This is a genomic window from Plantibacter sp. CFBP 8804, assembly GCF_014841225.1.
Classification (GTDB): Bacteria; Actinomycetota; Actinomycetes; order Actinomycetales; family Microbacteriaceae; genus Plantibacter; species Plantibacter auratus.
Genome location: NZ_JACYTU010000027.1, coordinates 1 through 20,191, shown reverse-complemented (window position 1 = coordinate 20,191; position 20,191 = coordinate 1). Strand labels below are relative to the sequence as shown.

Sequence of the window (20,191 nt, the reverse complement as noted above, 5' to 3'; positions counted from 1 at the left end):
GGACGGCTGGTGCGTTCACCGTCACGACCGTGTTCGCGAGGTTCCGCAGCGGGCCCCGGAGGTCCTCGCGGGCTTGGACAAGGGTGTCGATCGCGGTGTCCTTCCGGTCAGTGTCCGCCTCAACGGCCCGGATGGCCGCCGCGAGGGTCTTCTGGAACGCGGTGAGCTGCTGCAGGGTTGGGTCCTTCGGCAGAATCCGGTCCANGATGCGGCCGGTTGTCCCTCGGCTGGTGGGGTTTTCACCGCGGTCACGGCTGCGTCGAGGGCCAGTCGGGCTTGCTCGAGGTCAGCCGCAGCACTGGTGTCGAAGTAGGCGGGGGCGCCGGCGACGATCGTCGCGACGGCGGCGCTGGTGTCTTGTGTCCTGGTGATTTCCGCGTCGAGGGCGATCTTCTGGGCGTTGTTGTGGATCTCAGCCTGCCCGAGCGCTTTCACCGCACCCCGGGCTGAAGTGAGCTTGTCTTCGAACTCGGCGTTTGCTGCGACGGCGTTCGTGATGACCACCGCTGTGATGAGCACGGCGGCGGCCGCGACAACCGCGAGGATCTTGCCGAGGGTGTGTCGGCGCATCCAAGCTAAGACGGTCGCCCGCCGGGACGTCGGCCGTGCTGGTGCTGGGTCGGTTGAGGTGTTGGTCATGCTGTGTCCTGTTCAGTGATGCGGCTGTTGGTGCGGCAGGTTTCCTGCGCGATGCGGCGGGTCCAGTAGTCGGCGTTGTCGCGTTCGAGCTGCTGCGCCTGGTCCAGGGGACCGACGGCGGGGTGGGTGGTGCACGCGGCGAGGTAGCGGTCACGTAGCGCCTCCATCCAGGCGAGCGAACGTGCGCTCGCGCTGCCCGGCGTGCTGGTCATGGGGTTTCCCTTTCGGTGTGGTTGGTGACTGCCCGGTGACCTTGCCCACCGGGGCGGCCCGTTTGGTTAGTGGTGGCTGGTGCCACCGGTTTCTGGGTGTTCTGGGCTGTTCGGGGAGGGCTGGGTGCGGTCGATGAAGGACGGGTTTCCGGTGGTGTCGAGCCAGGCCAGGTAGTCCTGGTAGGGGTCGTCACCGGGGCGTGGGGTGACGGGTGCCGGTGGGGTGCGTCGGATGGGGGTGTCGAGCTGGAGTCGGTGTCGCGGCTCGGACCGGGCCGGACGGCGTGCGGTCATGAAGGTTCCTTCCTCAGGGGTGGGGTGATGGGTGTTGCGGGAGGGTATTTCCAGACAGCCCCTTGGCGGGGCGTGCTGGTGGTGGGTAGCCGGGAAATGAGCGGCGGTGGCGGCCGAACCCAAGGGTGCTGCCGGACGGGATGGGTGAGCCGGGATGGTTCTGGCTGCGTTGCAGACGAGGATGCTGAAGATCACGCGGTGGTCCGTTCTGGGTTGGTGGGTTCGGGTGGCGGGATGCGTACCGGCCAGGCGGTGGTGCTGACCGGTGTCACGGGTTGCCGGGTGCTGCGGTGCCGGTTCGCGTCGGCGGCTTGGAGGACAGCGGTCGTGTCGGCTCGGCGTTGCTCGCTGGTGCGCGCACGGCGGGCGTCGTCGACGAGGACCCGGAAGAGCTGGGTGCGGTCGATGAGGCGTTCGCGTTCCAGGCGTGCGGTGTGCCCGCCGAGCCAGAACAACCACCGGCCTGCCGGTGTCAGCCGCTCGAGGTGCACGGTGCGGGCGGGGACCGCGAGGGTGTTCCCGCCGAACCCGGCCGGCGCGGGGTAGCTGGGGAGACGTTCCTCGCCATCCAGCAACGGCACGTCGGCGTTGACGTTGATGCGGTGCCAGTGCCAACCCAACGCGTTCTGCAGCGCGTTCAACTCCACCAGGAGGTGCGTGGAGCCGCGGCGGGTGTCGTCGGCGCCGGCCTGCAGGATCTCCGCCGGCGTGTACGGTCTCATCGACCCGGGACGAGCTCGGCGAGCTTGTCGGGACGGAACCCGGACCAGTGGCTGGTGTCGGCCACCACGACGGGCGCCTGCAGGTACCCGAGCGCCTGCACGGTCTCCAACGCGTCAGGATCCTCGGACAGGTCCACCACCGTGTACTCGACTTTCCCGTCGAGGAACCGGTGCGTGGCTGTGCACTGGACGCAGTTGGGTTTGCTGTAGACGGTGATGGTCATGATCGCTGTCCGTTCTTCTCGATCTCTCGGGGTGTGCTGGCAGGTAGGGGATCTTCCCGATACGCAGAGCAGATGGTGGAGTCGGGGGAGGGACCATAAGCGGGAACCCCAAGGGGCGGAAAGTTCTGGGCCGAAATCAGGGAGCTTGCGACCGCGGCTCAGAAGTTTCCGGCACGCAGGGGCCGGCAACGCCGGCCGCGTTGGTCACGGAGGAGAGCCGCCATATGATCGGCGGTTCGGGACGATCCCCGTCCGTGTTTCAACAGAACCGTGCCGCCCTCCGTGGCGGCTCCTTCAGGCTGCGACCGCTTAGCGGGAGGGGCTTCCCGTGCGGGCTGCTCGTCGTTCTGATGGGCGGGCCTGGCGTGCTCGTTGCCTGCGTCGACGTGCGCGGGCGTCGAGGAGCACCCCGAGGGTGCAGCAGCTGACGAACACCGTCGCCCATGCCGGCCAGAACACGGGCGAATCAAGGACCGTTTGCATCGCGGGTCACGCTCCTCGGATGTTGCGGACGGCGGCCAGGTGCCCGGTGCTGCCCTGCTGTGGTCGGCACCAGATGACGCTCAGACGGTAGGTCCCGTCGAGTGGGAACTCGGAGCGGGTGGACCGTTCGACCCGCCACCCGTTCCGGCGCATCTCAGCCGAGGTCTGGTCCCATTCCGCCTGGTAGCGGCGCGTGGTCGTGTGCTCGAGCGGTGTCGATGGTCGTAGCGGGAATGCTCCGCTGCGCTGCAGTGAGCGTTCAGCCGTGCCCGTCTCGTCCGGTTCGGGGCGTGTGTGCATGGTCGTGTTCCTCTACGTGTCGGGGACCGGGCGGTTGCGGCGGTCTCGACACAGGACGTTCTGCGTGCGCGCTTTGGTCCCTTGCGCGCGTCAAAACCGTCTCCGTGGTGAGGGTCCAGGTGTCGTCGGGCCTCATCCCCGGGGAGGCCTGGGCCCTCACCCCTTTTGACGCCTGATGAGGAGGCACCCCATGTTGAAGACCCGTACGTGTGCTGCGTGTGGTGCAGTTCAGTCCGCGGATCTGCGGTTCTGCGGTTCGTGCGGAGTCGCATCAGCGGTCGCCGCGGAGGCAGCCGATCATGTGCTGCTGTCTTCGCCGACCGGGGCGACGGAGGTGGCCGTCGACCAGGTGCCGTTACGGGAATCGTTGCTCGACGAGTCCTCCTCACCGACACGGCGGCGGCGTTGGTTGGTGCCGGTCGGGGTCGGTGCCGGTCTTCTCGTGTGTGTGCTCGCGGGCGGGACATTGCTGCAGCTCACGGCCGCAGCAACACCAACGGCAACAGCCTCCGCGACGGTGCCGGCGCATGAGGTCGTCGGGATCCCCGGCTGGGGTGCGCGGCCGTCGTGGGCGGGCAAAGCACCCGTGTCGCAACTGCTGGTCAGTGGTGACGGGGAACGCTTCGCCGCGGTACGGAGCGGTGAGCTTGTCATCCGTGACGTGAAGGGTGCGACCGTTTCGCGCGCCACGGTTCCGGCTGACGGGAAGGTGCAGGCGGTGTCGATCGATGGGGTATCCGCGTTCGTCGTCGTCACCGGGACCGAGCTGATCGTGTGGTCGACATCGACGACGACATCGACCACGGTCCCGGTTCCGGCCGAGACGACGGTGTCGGTCCTTGGTGCCGTCCTGGTCGTGACCACACCGGACGGCACGGTTTCCGTGCTCACTGGTGGTGGTCTTGCCCCGTTCGTCAGCCCGCGGTCGGGGGTTGCCCCGTTGGCGATCACCGGGGACGGTGCCATGCAGTGGGCGTCCGCACGCGGGGAGGTCCTCACCGCGTCATCCGTTGGCACGCTCGTGCAGCAGACTCCCCTCGCACCGCCGGTACCCGGCGCGACCGTGTCGCGGTGGGTGGCCGGTGGGGACACGATCACCGTGCTGTGGGCCCTCCCGGACGGCAGCACCTCCCTCGCCACCCACAGCCCGGCTGACGGGAGCGTACTGGCCGCTGTGCCGGTGGATGCAGCAACCGTGCGGAGCATTTGGGTGCGGAGTCCGGGCAGCACCGTGGCGATGCTCGGCGCTCACCAGGTCGACATCGGCACGGGCTGGATCGGCACCCCGGCGGCCGACTTCGCAGCGTCCAGTGCGCTCGGTGACAGCTTCTACGGCGCCATCGGTACTGCTGCTGCCGTCCTGGACGGCGACCAGGTGCATGTCGCTGCCCAGCCGCCCACGATCCGCCCCATCGGTGTCCTCGCGAACGGGGCGCTCCTAACGACCGAACAAGGTGTGCCCGCGATTCTCCCGAAATCCGCAGCGAAGTAGCTGCCCCACATCGTGCCGCGAACCGTTCGCGGCATCACCTGAAAGGAACCACCCATGACCCACACGCTCCGCGCGAGCCTGACCGCCGCGGCCATCGCGGGCCTCGTGCTCGCAGGCCCGACCCTCACCGCCACCGCCACCCCGCTGCAGCTCACCGCAACATCCCCCAGCACCACCGCGGTCGACCCCGTAGATCCCGTCGACCCGGTCGACCCCGTTGACCCGGTCGATCCGATTGACCCAGTGGATCCGGTCGACCCCGTCGATCCGGTGGATCCGGTGGATCCGGTGGGTCCGGTCGATCCGGCTGGGCCGGTGGATCCGGCGGGCCCTTCCACGTCGGAGCCGTCGTCGGGAGATTCCTCGACGGGCAATGATCGGTCTGGTGATCGCGGTTCGTCGCGTCCGTCGGGCCCGCGTCTCGCGGAGACCGGCGCCGAAGCCGCAGGGCTGGCGGGTGCGGCTGGTTTGTTGCTCTCTGGTGGTGCCGGTAGTTACCTGCTGGCGGCTCGTCGGGCACGCCTGCTGTCGAAGCAGCAGTAGATGAATGCCAGGACGGTGACGGCCGGTGTTGGGCTTGAGGACGTCGATGCGGTTACGCGCCGGTATCTCGCAGCGAAACCGGGAACCAGTCGGAGCCTGTCGCGGCGTTGGTCGATGGAGTTGTGGCAGCAAGTCGCAGCCATTGATGCAGCTCTTTCCGGACGGCCGTGGCAGCTGGAGCTTGCTGCGGACGCACAGTTGCCGTCCTGGCTGATCGAGTTGTGTTCCGGACACATCGGCTCGGCCGTCGAGGTGCCAGCGCCGACCCTGTTCCGCACTGCGGGCATTGGGACGGCTTGGACTGTATCGCCGGTCGATGTCATTGAACTGCGCGGGATCAGGCAGCGTCGGGGTGATGCACGGTCCCGTGTTGCCCGCCTGCTGCACGCGATCGAGCGCGCAGGCGGTACGACCGACGCCGACGTCTATGTGACCGGCGACGGGTCACCTGCCGGGCAGTTCCGGGCCGAGGTGCACGCCGTGTTCGGGGTTTTCGACTGTGAACGGCCCCTTGCGGAGCTTGCGTCGTTCAGCGACGGGTTTCGGATGTCGCCGCCGGTTTGGCAGGGCGGACGATGCGTGACGTACACGTGGACGCCGATCTCCGGACGTGTGCAGTGATGCAACGTGCGTGTTTCCGATGCGAGCGGGTTCTTGGTGAGTCGGAGCGAGCGTTCTGTGGGATGTGCGCGGCACCAGTGCCCGTGCTCCTGAGCACCCATCCCGGTTCGGGTGTGTCGTCGTTGGCGGCAGCGACCGGTTTCTACGACGGGTTCCAGCCCTGGCATGCCGGGCACGAGGCACGCGTCCTGCGTCTGCTGGTTGGACGCACCCACGTGGCTGGTCTCAAGTTCGTGCGCGATGCGCTCAGCGCCAAACAGCCCGGGACAACGCTCGTGCTGCTGGTCCCGGACGCCCCGGGGAAGCTCCCGAAGCCGTTGCGTGACCAGGTCGACATCATCTCCGGCGTCACCCCCGTGACCTTGGCCCCCTGGGTCGAGTCCTGGCGGTGGGAACCCGGCATCGAACTCCCCAAACCGGTGACGGTCTTCCGCACCGCCCTCCACGCGGCGCTCACCGAGCAGCTGCTCACCACCTCCTGAAAGGAACCACCTCATGCTCATCATCGATACCTTCGTAACCCTGCCCTGGGATACGGTTCTGCACACCATCCCACCGAAACCGATCGCTGGTGCCGACGCCGGCATCAACACGCTCGTCGGTTGGGTACTGAAAATCCTGTCGCTGCTGTCGTTCATCGGCCTGCTGGTCGTGTTCTCCGTCGGCTACGAGTCCTACCGCCACAACCAGGCGCAGGACTTCATGCAGAAAGCCAAGGCATGGGTCGCGGCCGCGCTCGTCGGCGCGAACGCAGACCGTATCGTCACGATCTTCTTCCCCGGCTTCAAGCTCACCGCGAAGGCCACCTCGATCCCCGGCATGGATACGCAGGTCGAAGGCATCATCGGCAACATCATCTGGATCCTCGGGTGGGTGGCGTTCGCGTGTCTGATCTTTCTCGCGATCAAGGGGTTCGTGGCGTTCCGTGAGAACGGGATCGGGGAGTTCGTGTCGAAGTTCTACTGGTTCATCGTCGCGAGCCTCGGGATCTCGTTCGCCGCGCAGATCGCCGGCACGTTCTTCCCGTCCGCGCTGGACTACAAGTAGGGGGCGCGGCGCATGTCGAAGAAGCAAGCACGCTCTGGCGCACGGTCTTGGTTGGAATCCTCGGTGTTCCTCGGGGGTCCTGGGAAGCGGTGGACGCTGTGGGTGTCCTGGATCGTCGTCGGATCGCTCGTCGCGATCTCGCTGGTCGTCTTGTTCTGGCCCACCCACAGCACCACCTCGACGTCCCCCGCAAGCACCTCTGCCGCGGGTTCGGCGGCACCAGCGGCTGATTCGTGTCCGACCTCGGACTGGGATGATGCTGCGGTCGAGCCGCCGCGGGATCTGCGCTGGCTGACCGTCGCCGGCAATGCCTGGCCGACCTCGGAGACCGACGGTCCGACCCGCACGTTCGACGGTCTGCGGCGCTGCTTCGCCCACTCGCCCGTCGGTGCCGCCCTCGCGGCGGTGAACCTCACGCAGTCGCTGCGCACCGCAGATCTGGTCGATGCCCACCACATTCTGGATAGCCAGTACGTGCAGAACGACGGCAAATCCATCGCCGATCAGGACGTCGATACGTACTTTCCGCAGCAGCCCGTCGAGAACCGGAAGTTCGGTGCGGTCGTCGGGTACACCTTCGTCGGGTACTCGGCCGACCTCACCCGGGTGGTGCTGGTGGAGAAGTGGCCGCACCGGAACCAGTTCACCGGGTACACCGTCACCCTCGAGTGGCACGACAACGACTGGCAGGTCCTCCTCGACGCCTCCGGACAGCCCTCCCCTGACGGCGAGATCACGATCGATCCGGAAGCGTTCACCTACTGGGAGGTCCCGGAGTGACACTGCACCCCGTTTTCGATGCCGCCACGACGGTGACCGCGGGGGAGGACTGTAATTGGTTGTTCACCGCCTGCCTGCTGAGCAAGATCCCAGGAGGTGATCCGACGCAGGCGGTGACTGACGCGGTCCTCGGGCCGGTCGGGGCGAGCATGATGGCCGGTTGGTCACAGATGGACATGTTCTTCCTCGCGTCCTGGATCTCCGTCCCGATCCTCGTCGACATCACCGACCCGCAGGGCACGACTCTGTGGTTGCAGTTCATCCTCGGGAACCTGACCTTCATCGCCGCGGTTGTGGGGACACTGGTGTCGGCCGGGTACACCTTCATCAAGCTGGGTTGGGAGCGGCTGAAGAACCTCGGGTGGCGGCTCGGCGTGTTGATGCTCATCAACCTCGCCGGTGCACCCGGTATCGCTCTCATCGACCGATTCATCCGAGACTCCTCGATCGGGCTTCTGCAGCAGGTGGGCATCACCGCGACGTCGACGGTCGCGACGCTGTCGTTGGCAGGGATCAGCGCGGCGATCCTGATCCTGATCGGCATCGTCGCGATCCTCGCGGTGATCATTCAATGGGCCATCATGATCGCCCGCGGCGCGATCGTGCCAGTCCTCATCGGTGTGTGGCCGTTGTCGGCCGCGATCGCGACGATGGGCGGGCAGGCCGCGACCCGCTCCTTCAACGCCATCACCGCCTGGCTGGTCGCGTTCGTGACGTACATCCTGCCGGCGGCGATCGTGTACGCGGCTGCGTTCCGGTTGAAGTCTGGGTACGACGGTCTCGGCGGGATCATGTACGGCTTCGTCCTCGAGCTCCTCGCCGTGTTCATGCTCCCGGCACTGCTGCGCATCCTCGCCCCACACACCACGAAGCTCGGCAGCGCCTATGGCGGGAAGATCGCGATGGAAGGCGCGATCTCCGTCGCGGAAACCGCAGTGACCGTCGGCGCCGCTGTCGTCACCGCAGGCGCCGCCGCAGGCCTCCTCGCCGGCGCCGGTGCGGGTGCCGGTGCGGGCGGATCCACAGCTGCAACCAGTGCGGGCGGGTCCACCTCCGCACCCGCAGGGGCAACACCGCCGACGGGCGCACCGACGACGGGCGCACCGCCGAACAACCCATCAACTGCGGAACCCGCTGGTACGGGTGATACCGGTACCGGAGCGATCGGGGCTGAGCCCACGAGTGCGGAACCACCCACCGGCGCTGCACCGGATGCAGCTCCAGAGCAGAGCGCGGACGCTTGGACTGGTGCCACCGCGGGCACCACCCCCGAACCCCGCTCCACACCGGCGCCGGCTAGTGCACCTGCACCGGCCGGTGCTCAGGGTGCTGCGCGCAGCGGCGCCGACCGGAACATCGGCTACACGGCGCAGCAGGCGGCGCATGCGGTGAACGCGACCGCGAGCCGCAGCGCCCGCCAGGCCATCAACGACGTCGACGACATCATCGGAGGAAAGCATGAGTAACAAGGTCGGCTACACAGGCTGGTTCGAACGGAAATCGCCCGGCATCTTCAAGCTCACCCTGCAAGGCACCATCGGCCTCATCGCCGGCATCATGCTCATCATGTATGTCGCGCCGCGGCTCGACAACCTCGCCGTGACGATCGCGATGATCGTCGCGGTGGCCGTGTTCGAGGTGTTCTTCGGGTGGGAGTACGACGGGAAGACCCTCGGCCGCCGTGTCGCGGAAGGGCAGGACACCCCTCGCCGTGCCCGTCGCGGTGAAACGGACTACGTCACCGGGGTGATGGCGAACCTCGCCGGCAGTGACGGTGGCCACCCGCTGCCGGGGATCCTCGCGTCGACGACGCTGCTGCGCGGTGTCGACGGCTACGGGAACCCGTTCGACGTCGTGCACTACCCGTCGAAGGGGCTGTTCTCGGTCACGTTCCGCTGCTACCCGGATGGTGACGGCATGTCTGACCGTGACCTCATCAACGCGACCCTCGCGAAGTACGCGGCGTGGATCGCGACTCTGTCCGTCGAGGACGGTGTGGTCGGGGCGGCGACGATCATCGATTCGGCACCAGGCACGGGGGTGCAGTTGCGGGAGAGCGTCGAGGGGGAGCGCGACCCTGACGGGCCGGCAGCTGCGAAGGCGATCATGGATGCGGTGGTCACTGACCTGCCGAACCACAGCAGCGACGTCACCGGGTACGTGGTCGTGGTGTGGCGGCAGTCCGCGATGACGATCCCCGTGAAGACGGCGCAGGACGTCGTGGTGGAGATCGCGAAGCGTCTTCCTGGCCATCAGGCGTCCCTCGCCGCTGGTGGCGCCGGTGACCCGATCGCGATGACCGAACCGGAGCTGGTCGAGACGGTGCGCATCGCCTACGACCCGGAGCTCGCGGTCGACTTCGACATCATGCGCGAGCGGGAGCTGGAGGTGGATCTCGGTTGGGCTGACGCCGGCCCGTCGGTGGCGAGTGAGGACGGCGGCGCGTACCGGCATGACGGGGTGGCGTCGTTCACGCTCGAGATGCGGAGGCCGCCCCGTGGCATCATTTTCGACAACCATCTGCTGCGCCTGCTGCAACCCAACCGGGCGTTCCTGCGCAAACGCGTCGCGATCTTCTACCAGGCCGTGAAAGCCGAGAAAGCGCAACTGCAGGCGGAGAACGCCGTCCGGGCTGAGGACTTCGCGGCTGGGCAGCAGAAGGGACGCCGGATGGCGTCGACCCGGCGTGATGTGCGGACCGCGGCGAACCTCGACGAGGAGATCTCGGCCGGCGCATCCTTGGTGCCGTTCGCGATGCTCGCGACCTGCACCTACCGCGACACCCCGGACAGTGAACGGTTGGCGCGGAACCAACTGTCGGCGCTGATGACGTCCTCACGGATGCGGGTGCGTCGCAGCAAGGGCCTGCAAGCGGCGCTGTTCCACATGACCCTCCCGCTCGGCATGCTGCCGTGGGAGTTCGCAGACAACCCCTTCAAGAAGTGAGTAGGCGATGACAACGAACACCCGCGCGCAAAAGCGCGCATACACCAGGGCTCTGCACCGTGCCGATCGGCACGAGCTGAGGGCCGCCCGCCGGCGCCAGCGTGCCGAACGGCAGGGACGTCCGGAGGCTGCGCCGAAGCCCTTCGATCCCGCTACGAACCTTCCTCGGCGACTGCCGCTCACGCCGCGCGGTTATGCGGGTCCGGGTGGGGGGAAGTGGGGGCTGATGCCGCAGCTGGCGACCTGGATCGCATCCAGTGTGCAAGTCTGCGGCCTGTACCCGTTCACGATCGGGTCTGCCCGACCCGCCGTCGGGGTGCCGCTGGGCGCAGACCTCACCAACTGGTCCCTTGTCTACGGGGACCCGGTGACGTGGTTCATGGTCGGGTTCATTTCCAACCCCTCGGCGATGATCTTCGGCCTGCCAGGTCTCGGGAAGTCCACTCTCGTGATCCGTTGGCTGATCGGTCTCGCGGACCGCGGCTACCCACCGATGGTGCTGGGCGACATCAAGGGCGAGTACTCGGCCACGATCCGCGCGCTCGGCGGTGAGGTGATCGAGGTTGCACCAGGGAAGTGCACGATCAACCCGCTCGACCTCGGTGCGCTCATGTATGCCGCGAAGCGGATCGGTGGGGAGGTGGGCGCCTCGTTGATCGAGCAGGCCATCGAGCAGTCGTCCACACTCGTCATCGCCCTCGCCAGGCTGGTGCGTGGCAAGGCGTTGCAGGACTACGAAGAGACCCTCGTCACGCTCGGCGTGCAGGCCGCGCACCAGTTACTCGATGATCCGGACCTGCGTGACCTGATCGCCGTCATCGAGGCAGGCACGGCGAACCCCGAGCTGATGTCAGCCACGGTGTCGTATTCGACGAAGCAGTATCAGAAGGCGACGATGGGGCTGCTGCGGACGCTGCGGTCAATCCTGCAGGGCCCGATGGGCGTCATGTTCAACGGGAAGACGACCGTGCAGATCCGGATGGACAACCCCGGCGGGGTGTCCGTCGATCTGTCGGGGATGCGTCGCGCTGACAAGAAGGTGCTCGCGGGCGTGATGATCGCCACCTGGGCGCACGGCTTCGCTGCGATGGATGCCCAGTGGGAGCTCGCGAAAGCATTCCCTGAGACGGAGAAGTGCGTGAACCCGTTCGTGGTGCAGGACGAACTGTGGAAGCCGATGAGTCTGGCGCCGGGCCTTGCCGGGCTGATCGACCAGGTCGCTCGCACGAACCGGCACGAGGGTGTCGCGGAGGTCCGCATCACCCACTCCCCGAAGGACGCCCAGGCGCTCCCTACTCGTGAGGACCGGGTCGCGGCGATGGGGTTCGCGGAGAAGGCCGGCATGCTGGTGCTGTTCGGGCTTGCGAAGAACGACCTCCGGGCGCTCGATGACACCTCCATCTCGCTGAACGAGAAGGAGTTCGAGCATGTCGCCAGTTGGCGATCGCCTCGTTCGTTCCGCACCAGACGTAACCGTAACGGACGCCCGAAACCGCCGCCCGGTGCCGGCAAGGCGCTGATCAAGGTGGCCGCGGCGACCGGGATTGCGGTGCAGACCGTCATCGTCGCTGAAGAGGTGCGTCTGCACGACACGAACGAGCGCTGGACCCAACCCAAGCGACGACGCACCCGCGACGAGGAGTCGTTCGAACAGGCGAACCACACCTGGAGTTCGCGGCCGAGTCGGCGACGTGCCCGTGAGGGGGAGGCCGCATGAGCGCCGTCCGGCAATTGATGGGGGTGCTGATCGCCTGGGTCGCGGTAGCGCTGATGCTGATGTTCGGGATCCCCGCCGCGGTGCATCTCGGCGCCGTCTTCACACCAACGAACGTGGACAGCTACCCGTGGTCGACGCCGGAACTGCTCGGCATGCTGCTGCGCGGCCAGCCGTGGCCGTCGTCGACGATCACCTGTGCGTTCGTGATCGTCGTTGCGACGATCGTGCTGCTCGCGGCGTTGAACGCTGGCGGGTTCGGGTGGCGACAGACCGGTCGGGCTTCAATCCTGCGGCTGCGGTTCACGGTGTGGCGGAAGTCGAAACCGCAGCGGCAACCGTTGACCGCGAAGGCGGCCGAGCCGCTCGGCCGGGTGGGGTGGTTCGGATTCTTCGGGATGCGGTGGTTCACCGACATGCTCGAGGACACCCGTGTGGTCATCGCCCCGTCCGGCTCTGGCAAGACCACACGCCTTGTGGTGCAACTGATCCGCCGTGCCACAGGCGCGGTCGTGACGACGTCGACGAAGATCGACGTGCTGCTCCTGACCGGGTGGATCCGCTACATCCGGTTCCCGGAGTCGCTGGTGCTGGTGTTCGACCCGGAGGGTCTGGTGCCGTGGTTCGGGAAACTCACCCGCACTGCTCGGGTGCGGTGGAACATCGTCGCCGGATGTCAGGACGGGCAGATGGCGATGAAACGCGCCGCGGCGATCGTCGCCGCACGCCCGATGAACGGGTCGGAATCCACGAACTCCGGGTTCTTCTCCCAAGCCGTGACCATCGTGCTGCAATGCATGCTGCACGCGGCCGCGATGAAAGGCCTCACGATGCGAGACGTGATGCGCTGGATGAACGACTTCGACGACGACACCCCCTACGACATCCTCCGAGACACCCCCGGAGCCCTCCACGGGTGGGAAGCGCTGCTGCGAAAATACTGCCGCGGCAAAGCCGACGAGACGATCTCCAATACGGACATGTCCGCGTCTGGGATCCTCAACGCGTTCGCGATCGAAAGCATCCTCGACGCCGTGAGCCCGGGCCCCGACGACCAGGTCCTCGACGTGACGACGTTCCATGCCGGCACGGACACCCTGTATCTAATCTGCAAGGGCGAGAAGTCACCCGCCGCTGCCGTGTTCACCGCGTTGGTGGAGTCGTTGTATCTGAACGCGTCCGAGGCCGCGACCCGGAATAGTCCGCTGAATCCTCCGCTCGAGCTGGCCCTGGATGAGGCAGCGAATGTGTGCCCGATTCCCTCGCTGGCGCTGGTGATGTCTACCGGTCGTGGCGAGGGCATCATCAGCACCATCGTGCTGCAGGGGCTCGCGCAGTTCGTGAAGCGCTACGGGAAGGACGAAGCATCAACGATCATCGACAACGCCACCGAGCTCCTCGTGCTCGGCGGTGTCCGCGACACCCAACACCTGAAGGATCTGTCTGAGCTGGCCGGTTCCCTCGACACCCACGCGGGCGGGCGAGGTAGCCAGGTGATGGCTCCCGACAAGATCCGCACCCTGCGCGAGGGGCGGGCGTTGCTGTTCTACCGCAACCTCCCCTCCACCATCATCACGCTGCCCGCCTGGTGGCGCAGCACCCACAAGGCCGAATACCAGGCGGCCATGGACTGGGCGCAGGAGCAGCACCACCAACACGCAACACCCGCAACCGAAGGAGTAGGTGCAGCATGAGCGAGGCAGAGCACACAGAACCAGAAGGCGTCTCGGACACGACGACGGATGAAGGGGCCGGAGACGAGACGTCCACGCCGTGGGATGGCGAACCGGACCTGTTCGGGATCCTCGCTGAGACCGTCGGTGAGCTGCAGCAGAACGTTGACACGCTGCGCGGCACCGCCGGAACGCTGCAAGAAACCATCGAGCGTCACGAGGGGCGGCTCGATGATCTCGATGAGATGCTCCAAGCGATCCCGGACGGCCCGTGGGCCTGGCACATGCTGAACACCCCAGAACGGCGGAAACTGTGGGAGCGACTCTACGGCTGGGTAGCGTGGCTCGAGGACCGGTACCTGCGCAACCTTTCCGGTTCCCGCACCGGCGTGTTCCCCGCCGACTGGTACCGGCACCCGGTGGCCGTTGAACTCCTCACCGCCCTGATGGTCGCCCACACCAGCGCCTACCGGCGCAAAGCATCAGCGCCATCGTTCGCCCTGGTCGAATGGCACGAACGGTGCCTGTGGCCGACGCTGGATCGGATGAGCCGGCTCGGTCTGTTCCCCACTGACACCGAGACGTCCAACTGGGACGGCCCACAGCTGCGGCCCACCCGACGCGACGACGACCGCTTCGCTTCGTTCCTGACGGCCGATCTCGCCGCAGCGACCGGCACGGACACACCGGCCATTGAAGAGATGGCTGTCCCCGAGGCTGACTGACCGAGGAATGTCCGACGGCGCCGCCCTTCCAGCAGGAGGGGCGGCGCCGTCGTCTGTTCCATGCGCTCTAACTGCGTGCGCTTCGAGCTCGGATCCAGCTGAAGAAACCGCGCCTACGCGGCTCATCCGTTCGATCTGCAGCCACGTAGTACGGGTTCTCGGTGGCCTCATATCGCACCCACTCAGAGGACGATTGTGCGGCCTGCGCGAGGAAGTCCGGCTGGGCGCTCTGGGCGATGACCGTCGAGAGTAGCAGTTGGGCGCGCCCGTCTACCTCGTCGGTGGCGAGCATCAGCAACACCGAGAGTGGGGAGTACTCCTCGCGTGTGGCGGTCGCAATTCGCGTGAGGAAGCTCACGGCTGTCTCGTGCTCGTTGATCCAGTGCGCCGGAGCGTCCTGCGTGCTTGCGTTCTCCCAGAGTTGGGCGAAGAGGCAGTCTGTCTGCTCGTCGTACCCCCAGATGCTCTGCTGTTCGTAGCCGGGAATGTCGAGGATGTAGGAACTCATATGTCTAACCTTTCAGGCGTTACCGCCGACGGTGGTTCAGTTGTGGTGCTGTCGCGTCTGCAGGCGTGGTCAGGGGCGGGGTCGCGGACCGTGTTGGGGCGGGTTTGGCACGGCAACACTCTGTGTCGGCTGGTCGTCGTCGCTTGCTCGTCTGCTCGAGTTGGCGGCTGCTTGTTCCCGCATCCGTTGGGCGCGATCTGCGAGCTCGTCGAGCTCACGGTTCCGCGACCGCGCGGCCGCCAGCCCTCGCTGGAGCTGGGCCTGTCGAGACGTGTCAGGCTCGGGCTCGGTCCCGGGGTGCGGCTTCTCGCGCACGACGGCTGCGGACTGGTTGGGGGTGATCCCTGGTTGCTCACTCATGGTGTGTTCCTGTCTGTTCGCGGTGCACACGGTCTAGAGACGTGGGCCGCGCACGCGCTGTTCGGTGGTGGGGAGGGTTGGGTCGTAGCTGGGCCGGTCTGGTTCGGCCTGCTCACGCTGCATCGCTTTCGCTGCTGATTCCTGTGCGGTCGATGTCGCGGCTTGGTGGGTGGCTTTGACATCAGTGGTGGTGCGCGCGGATTGCGCGCGGAGCTGCTCGAGCCGTTTCATCAGGTCGCTGCGGGCGGCGGGGTTGAGCGCTTGTACTGCGCGTTCGGCCTCAGAGCGTGGACGGTGCTGCTCGGCCTTGGTGGCGAGTTTCGCGGCCATCTGCACGCGCACGTCCGGCGCCGCGGTGGTGGCGGTGCCGCGTGCTTCACGAATTGCCGTGGACTTGTGGAGGGCTGTGACGCGGGCGGCGAGGTTCTTGCCGAGCGGGGCGTCGCGGAGCGCTTTCGGGATCGCGGTGGGTTCGTCGGCGGGGACGTTGAACTTGTCGCGGAAGAGGTCGACTTCGGCGGCGAGACGCATCCATTCTTGGTGGCGTTCGGGGTCGGCCGGGACTGCTCCGAGGTCGACGGTCCAGGCGGGTTGTTCGGCGGCGAGCCAGACACCGCGGAGGGTCATCTGCTGGTCAATGTGTTCGACGCGCTCGGCGAGGTGGTCGCGCCATTCTTCGGGGAGGTCCGGGTGGTGTTGGGCGGTGCGGTCCACGGCCCACTCGAAGGTGCCGGTGTCCAGGCCAGGCTCTGGGAGCGGTTCGATCGCGCCGTTGGTCTCCAACGTCTCGAGGTGTCCCTCGATGCGCCAAGACATGACGGCGCCGATGTCGTCGGCGTCACCGAAGCCTCTCTCTGTCCAAGTTCGCGCGAGGATCTTGTCCGGGTCGAGGGCGTGCTTCTCGGCGCGGGCAAGGCCGGCCGCGGCGGCTTCCCATCCCTTCGAGGCGATGAGCGGCTTGGCTGTTTCTGGGCCGAGGACGCGACGGGCGAGGCCTTCGAGGCGTTTCGCGTTGGCTTGGGTGACGACGTCGGCGTGCTCGTCAACGAGTCGGGGGAGCGCATGCATCCGGGCACTCTCGACGTCGATCATCTCGTGGGCGGAGAGGTTCGTGCCAATGTTCCCAGCGATCGTCGCGAGGACCTCGTCGGGGTGCTGGCCGGGTTCCACTTCGACGTAGAGGACGTTCTTGTCGGTGCCGCGGGTAGCGAGCACGTAAGCGTTGGCGCGGGCTGTGGTGGCGGTGACGATGCCGCGTGAGACGCCTTCGATGTGGACGCCGGCGGTGTTCTTTCCGCCGATGGTGTCGCCTTGTTCTTGGTGGGCGGTGAACGCGTAGCCGAGGTGGGTTTGCTCGCGCACGTACTTCGCGGGGAGGCGGATGGTGCCGTGGTGGCGGTCGTGGGTGACGGTGAGGGACCCGTCGCGGTGGACGTCGGTGACGGTGTACAGGTCGCCGTTTGCGACGCTGTCGCGGCCTTGGTTCATGGTGAGTTTCGCCTGGTTGAGGCGGGTCATGATGCGGTCGCCGGTGTGGGCTTCTTGCCCGTCGTTGAGGGTCGCGCTGCGACGGCCGTACACGGTGCCGGCACCGATGTGGTGGGCCTGGGCGCGGGCGTTGAGTTCGTCGACGAGCTCGCGGGTGGGGGCCCCCATGATCGATTCGCGGCCGGCGGTGAGGTCGGTGAGGTAGTCGGTGAAGATGACGTCGACGATCTCGTCGCGTGGGGCGGCGATGATGCGTCCGTTGTCCTTGTACCAGGCGAACGGGTCGACTGACGGCGCCGATTCGCGGAGTGTCTTGGATGCTTCCGCTTCGGCTTTGTTGGTGAAGCGGTAGATGGTTTCGAGCTCGACGGCGCCGACGTCGTTTGCGATGAGGCGGAAGGCGCCGCCGGCGCCGGGGGAGCTGAGTTGGCCGTGGTCTCCGAGCGGGCGCGTGAACCCGTCGGCGGCAGCGACGATCTGGTTCACGGCGTCGAGTTGGCTGGTGGCTGCCATCGCTCCTTCGTCGACGACGACGATGTCGCCAGCGCTGATGTGGAACTTCGCGGGCACGTCGGTGCCGTAGCGCTGGGCGTTGTGGTGGGCGGTGAGGAAGGCGTCGATGGTGAACGCTTGGACGCCGACGTCCTTGGCGAAGACGCCTGCTGCTTGCTTGGATGGTGCGAGGCCGATCATGCGGCCGCCGGCTTCTTGGACGGCGGCCGCGGCGAGGCGCATGGACCGGGTTTTGCCGGCGCCTGCGGGGCCGATTCCGATCATGAGCTGGGTGCGGTTGGTGACGAACTCGCGGGCGAGACGGACCTGGGCGGCGTCCGTGTTCGGGTGTTTGGCGAGGGCGGCCGCGAACTGTTCCCGGGTCACGGCGGCGGGCCCTACGGCTGTGGTTGTCGCGGCCTGCAGGAGGCGGTTCTCGGCTTCGAGGACTCGGGTTGAGGTGTAGAGGGTGTGGCCTTTGCTGACGTAGTACGACTCCCCGTCGGTACGGGTGAGTGGCTGGAAGCGACCGTGGACGTGCTCGGGGGTGACCTTGATGGAGTCCAACTGCAGTGTGGTGCGCAGCAGGAACTGGTGGGCGTCTTCGCGGCTGATGAAGCGGGCCGTACTGCCGTCGACGATGCTGAAGGTGCGGTAGCGGTGGCGGGAGATCCACCGGGTGACTTCGGCTTCCATGTGGTGCGCACCCCAGGTGGAGCGGCTTCGCTCGACTGCAGCGGTGATCTCATCCGCAGCCGTGTGGACGCTCATCGGCGGCAGCAATCGGGCCAGTGCCGCCTCGGTGCGGGTGAAGGCGCGGGTGTGCTGGACGGTCGCGTCAAGGTCGCCCGCTGTGGTGACGGTGAGGGCTCGTGCACGGGTTTCTTCGCGGAGCTGGGCGATTGAGCGCGGGCGCTCTTTCCGGGGCCGGGTCTCCTGCCAGGCCTGTGCAGAAAGACCGAGCCGTGCGGTGATGGTGGGGGTGCGCCCGTGTTCACGGGCGTAGGCGTCGACGAGGCGGTCGGTGGCCTGCTTGATCGATTTGTTGCGGGTGGAGAAGGCGTCGATGAGGCGGTCACTGATGCCGCCGATTTCTAGCACGGGAGCTTTACCGGCGGTGACGGTGCGCTCCGTGGCCGTGAAACCGAGGCGGTCGAGACGGTCGAAGAGGTGCATGTTGAACCGCTCGGAGAGTGCAACCCCCCGGCGGAGAAGGAGCTTCGAGTCGAGGCTCCGCCAGGTGCCGTCGACGCCTTTGACTTTGTTCGCGATGACGACGTGGGTGTGCAGTTGTGGGTCGCCAGTGCGGGACTCGTGATGGCGGAACGAGGTGGCGATGATGCCGCCGTCGACGTCGATCTGGCGGACCCCGTTGACGCCGGCGCGGGTGGCCAGGGCGTCGCGTTCGAGGTCACGGATCGTGTCCGCGATGGCCTGGTCGACGGCGTCCTCGATGCTCCGCGATGTTGCGCGGTCACCGAGCGCCCAGAGCACGGAGACGGACTTCGGTGGGGAGAACGTGAAGTCCACGCCGGCCACCGCCTGCTGGGCCGGCTTCATGGCAGCAGTCACGTACTTCGCAAGTTCTGCCGTGCTTGCCGGCGGGCGGTTGTGCACGTCGCGGAACACGATCGCGCCCTCCCGCATCCGCACCTGCCGGCGCTCGTCACGATCTGGGGCGCGCCCGTTGAGGCGCTCGAATTCGAGGTAGGCCTTGTCGACTCGTCCCTTCAGCGTTGAGTCTTTGGCGCCGAACTTGTAGAAGGACCGGCCGAGCTTGATCGCGTCCGCGATCTCCTTTTCGCTCTTCCCGGCCGCTGCGAGCTCGGCGGTGATCGCGTCGGCATTCGGGTGCAGTCCTTCACCGAACAGGGCGCGCATCTGGGCTTCGGATACCTGTCCCTGGACCCCCAGGTGGTGGGTTCCGGCACCGATCCAAACGCCGGGCGGGTTGCCGTCGGCGGTGTAGTAGTCCGTCAGCTCGGTGCCCGGCGCGCGGTGCACATCGCCTGTGGCGATGCTGTTCGTGTAGTACATGTACCCGTCGCCGGCGGACAGCACGCTCGCGGTCATCATGTGACGCTCACCGCGCACTTCACGACTGCAGCGCAGCGCTCAACGATCGCATGGGCGGTCGTCATACGATGATTGCGCATGTTGGGATCATACCTCGTTTATTACTAATGCCAGAGGTGCGTCGTTCTCAGGTGGTGGTTTTCGAGGGCAACGAGAAAATGCGGAAGGAGGGAGCGCAGCGAGTGAAGGGAGCAAAGCAGCTGGGAACTGCAGACCTTCGACTGGTTCATCGTCGAAGCGAGGGATGGCGGAGACTCGCTTGCGAGTCGACGACGATACCTCGCACAGCACAGCCCCGCAGGGGTGCTCGCCGTCGAGCGCCCCGAGGGTCCGCGGCGGCGCGGCGCGCCGGTGTCCGTTAGGTCACCGGGTGAGGGGTGCGTGGCCGCGCCCGGGATGGCATCGGGGCTTGAGTGAACTCGTGCCCTTTCACAACAGTGACTCTCGTCCTGTTGATCACCAGGGAGTCACGCGAGCGCGTGGATTCGATTCGCGTTTTTATCGGATACTGGTGCGGTTGGTGTGATGACGAGAGATGGGGGTTGTGATGGGGAGTACGACGCGGATGGTGTCGGCGCGGGAGCGTGCGAGGGCGGCGGCGGCGGCGTTCCGGGAGCGGGAGCGGGCGCTTGAGGATCTGGCGGTGGAGTTCTTCACCGCGGTGGATCAGACGGAGAAGGTGATCGAGATCCGCGACCGTGAGATTGCGGCCGCGGAGTCGAAGGCCGAGCGGGCTGCGGCTGTGTCGGTTGAGGCCGGGGATGTGGCGATCAGACGGATGTTGGCGCTGGATGTGTCGCAGTCGGAGGTGCGGAGTCGGCTCGGGTGTTCGGCGGCGGATGTGCGGCGGGC

General features: G+C 66.9%; 19 protein-coding genes. 12 read left to right on the top strand and 7 right to left on the bottom strand.

What is annotated here, in order from left to right; translation table 11 throughout:
• Positions 1–635 precede the first annotated feature (635 nt).
• The 5 genes from IFU11_RS19575 to IFU11_RS19555 form a co-directional block, all read right to left on the bottom strand.
• Positions 636–851 (bottom strand): hypothetical protein, encoded by a 216-nt coding sequence (locus tag IFU11_RS19575; protein WP_192020043.1) that lies wholly within the window; start codon positions 849–851, stop codon positions 636–638.
• 66 nt (positions 852–917) lie between these two features.
• On the bottom strand, positions 918–1,145 hold the full coding sequence (locus IFU11_RS19570) for a hypothetical protein (RefSeq protein ID WP_192020042.1): 228 nt from the start codon (positions 1,143–1,145) through the stop codon (positions 918–920).
• 191 nt (positions 1,146–1,336) lie between these two features.
• Complete coding sequence (locus tag IFU11_RS19565; protein ID WP_192020041.1) at positions 1,337–1,867, bottom strand: hypothetical protein; 531 nt, start codon at positions 1,865–1,867, stop codon at positions 1,337–1,339.
• Positions 1,864–2,091 (bottom strand): glutaredoxin-like protein NrdH, encoded by a 228-nt coding sequence (gene nrdH, locus IFU11_RS19560; RefSeq protein WP_192020040.1) that lies wholly within the window; start codon positions 2,089–2,091, stop codon positions 1,864–1,866. The genes IFU11_RS19565 and nrdH overlap by 4 nt, the downstream gene beginning before the upstream one ends.
• Before the next feature lie 489 nt (positions 2,092–2,580).
• Positions 2,581–2,874: a hypothetical protein gene (locus IFU11_RS19555; protein ID WP_192020039.1), complete on the bottom strand. Its 294-nt coding sequence runs from the start codon at positions 2,872–2,874 to the stop codon at positions 2,581–2,583.
• Between the two features lie 517 nt (positions 2,875–3,391).
• Between IFU11_RS19555 and IFU11_RS20470 the strand changes: the two genes are divergently transcribed.
• From IFU11_RS20470 to IFU11_RS19505, 11 genes are all read left to right on the top strand, one after another.
• Complete coding sequence (locus tag IFU11_RS20470; RefSeq protein WP_244631979.1) at positions 3,392–4,366, top strand: hypothetical protein; 975 nt, start codon at positions 3,392–3,394, stop codon at positions 4,364–4,366.
• A gap of 54 nt (positions 4,367–4,420) precedes the next feature.
• The gene (locus IFU11_RS20465; RefSeq protein ID WP_244631977.1) at positions 4,421–4,909 is read left to right on the top strand and encodes a hypothetical protein; all 489 of its coding nucleotides are present in this window, start codon (positions 4,421–4,423) and stop codon (positions 4,907–4,909) included.
• Positions 4,910–5,530 (top strand): hypothetical protein, encoded by a 621-nt coding sequence (locus tag IFU11_RS19545; RefSeq protein ID WP_192020037.1) that lies wholly within the window; start codon positions 4,910–4,912, stop codon positions 5,528–5,530. It begins immediately after the preceding gene.
• Positions 5,531–5,592: 62 nt separating this feature from the next.
• Positions 5,593–6,012 carry a hypothetical protein gene (locus IFU11_RS19540; protein WP_192020036.1) on the top strand — a complete coding sequence of 140 codons (420 nt, stop codon included), beginning with the start codon at positions 5,593–5,595 and terminating at the stop codon, positions 6,010–6,012.
• A 13-nt stretch (positions 6,013–6,025) separates the two neighbouring features.
• Positions 6,026–6,577 carry a hypothetical protein gene (locus tag IFU11_RS19535; protein ID WP_192020035.1) on the top strand — a complete coding sequence of 184 codons (552 nt, stop codon included), beginning with the start codon at positions 6,026–6,028 and terminating at the stop codon, positions 6,575–6,577.
• A 12-nt stretch (positions 6,578–6,589) separates the two neighbouring features.
• Complete coding sequence (locus IFU11_RS19530; RefSeq protein ID WP_192020034.1) at positions 6,590–7,357, top strand: hypothetical protein; 768 nt, start codon at positions 6,590–6,592, stop codon at positions 7,355–7,357.
• Positions 7,354–8,823 (top strand): hypothetical protein, encoded by a 1,470-nt coding sequence (locus IFU11_RS19525; RefSeq protein ID WP_192020033.1) that lies wholly within the window; start codon positions 7,354–7,356, stop codon positions 8,821–8,823. The genes IFU11_RS19530 and IFU11_RS19525 overlap by 4 nt, the downstream gene beginning before the upstream one ends.
• Entirely contained in the window at positions 8,816–10,303 is a 1,488-nt protein-coding gene (locus tag IFU11_RS19520) for an SCO6880 family protein (RefSeq protein WP_192020032.1), read from the top strand. The genes IFU11_RS19525 and IFU11_RS19520 overlap by 8 nt, the downstream gene beginning before the upstream one ends.
• A 226-nt stretch (positions 10,304–10,529) precedes the next feature.
• Positions 10,530–12,020, top strand: a complete 1,491-nt coding sequence (locus tag IFU11_RS19515; RefSeq protein ID WP_192020031.1) for an ATP/GTP-binding protein — start codon at positions 10,530–10,532, stop codon at positions 12,018–12,020.
• Positions 12,017–13,711 (top strand): type IV secretory system conjugative DNA transfer family protein, encoded by a 1,695-nt coding sequence (locus IFU11_RS19510; RefSeq protein WP_192020030.1) that lies wholly within the window; start codon positions 12,017–12,019, stop codon positions 13,709–13,711. Before IFU11_RS19515 ends, IFU11_RS19510 begins: the two co-directional genes overlap by 4 nt.
• Complete coding sequence (locus IFU11_RS19505; RefSeq protein WP_192020029.1) at positions 13,708–14,415, top strand: SNARE domain-containing protein; 708 nt, start codon at positions 13,708–13,710, stop codon at positions 14,413–14,415. Before IFU11_RS19510 ends, IFU11_RS19505 begins: the two co-directional genes overlap by 4 nt.
• Positions 14,416–14,482: 67 nt before the next feature.
• On the opposite strand, the gene IFU11_RS19500 is transcribed toward IFU11_RS19505, so the two are convergent.
• Positions 14,483–14,923 carry a hypothetical protein gene (locus IFU11_RS19500; protein ID WP_192020028.1) on the bottom strand — a complete coding sequence of 147 codons (441 nt, stop codon included), beginning with the start codon at positions 14,921–14,923 and terminating at the stop codon, positions 14,483–14,485.
• Between the two features lie 393 nt (positions 14,924–15,316).
• Positions 15,317–19,336, bottom strand: a complete 4,020-nt coding sequence (gene mobF / locus IFU11_RS19495) for a MobF family relaxase (RefSeq protein WP_192020027.1) — start codon at positions 19,334–19,336, stop codon at positions 15,317–15,319.
• A 550-nt stretch (positions 19,337–19,886) separates the two neighbouring features.
• Between mobF and IFU11_RS19490 the strand changes: the two genes are divergently transcribed.
• Positions 19,887–20,191 (top strand): hypothetical protein (locus IFU11_RS19490; RefSeq protein WP_192020026.1); only part of this gene is annotated, 305 nt, incomplete at its 3' end.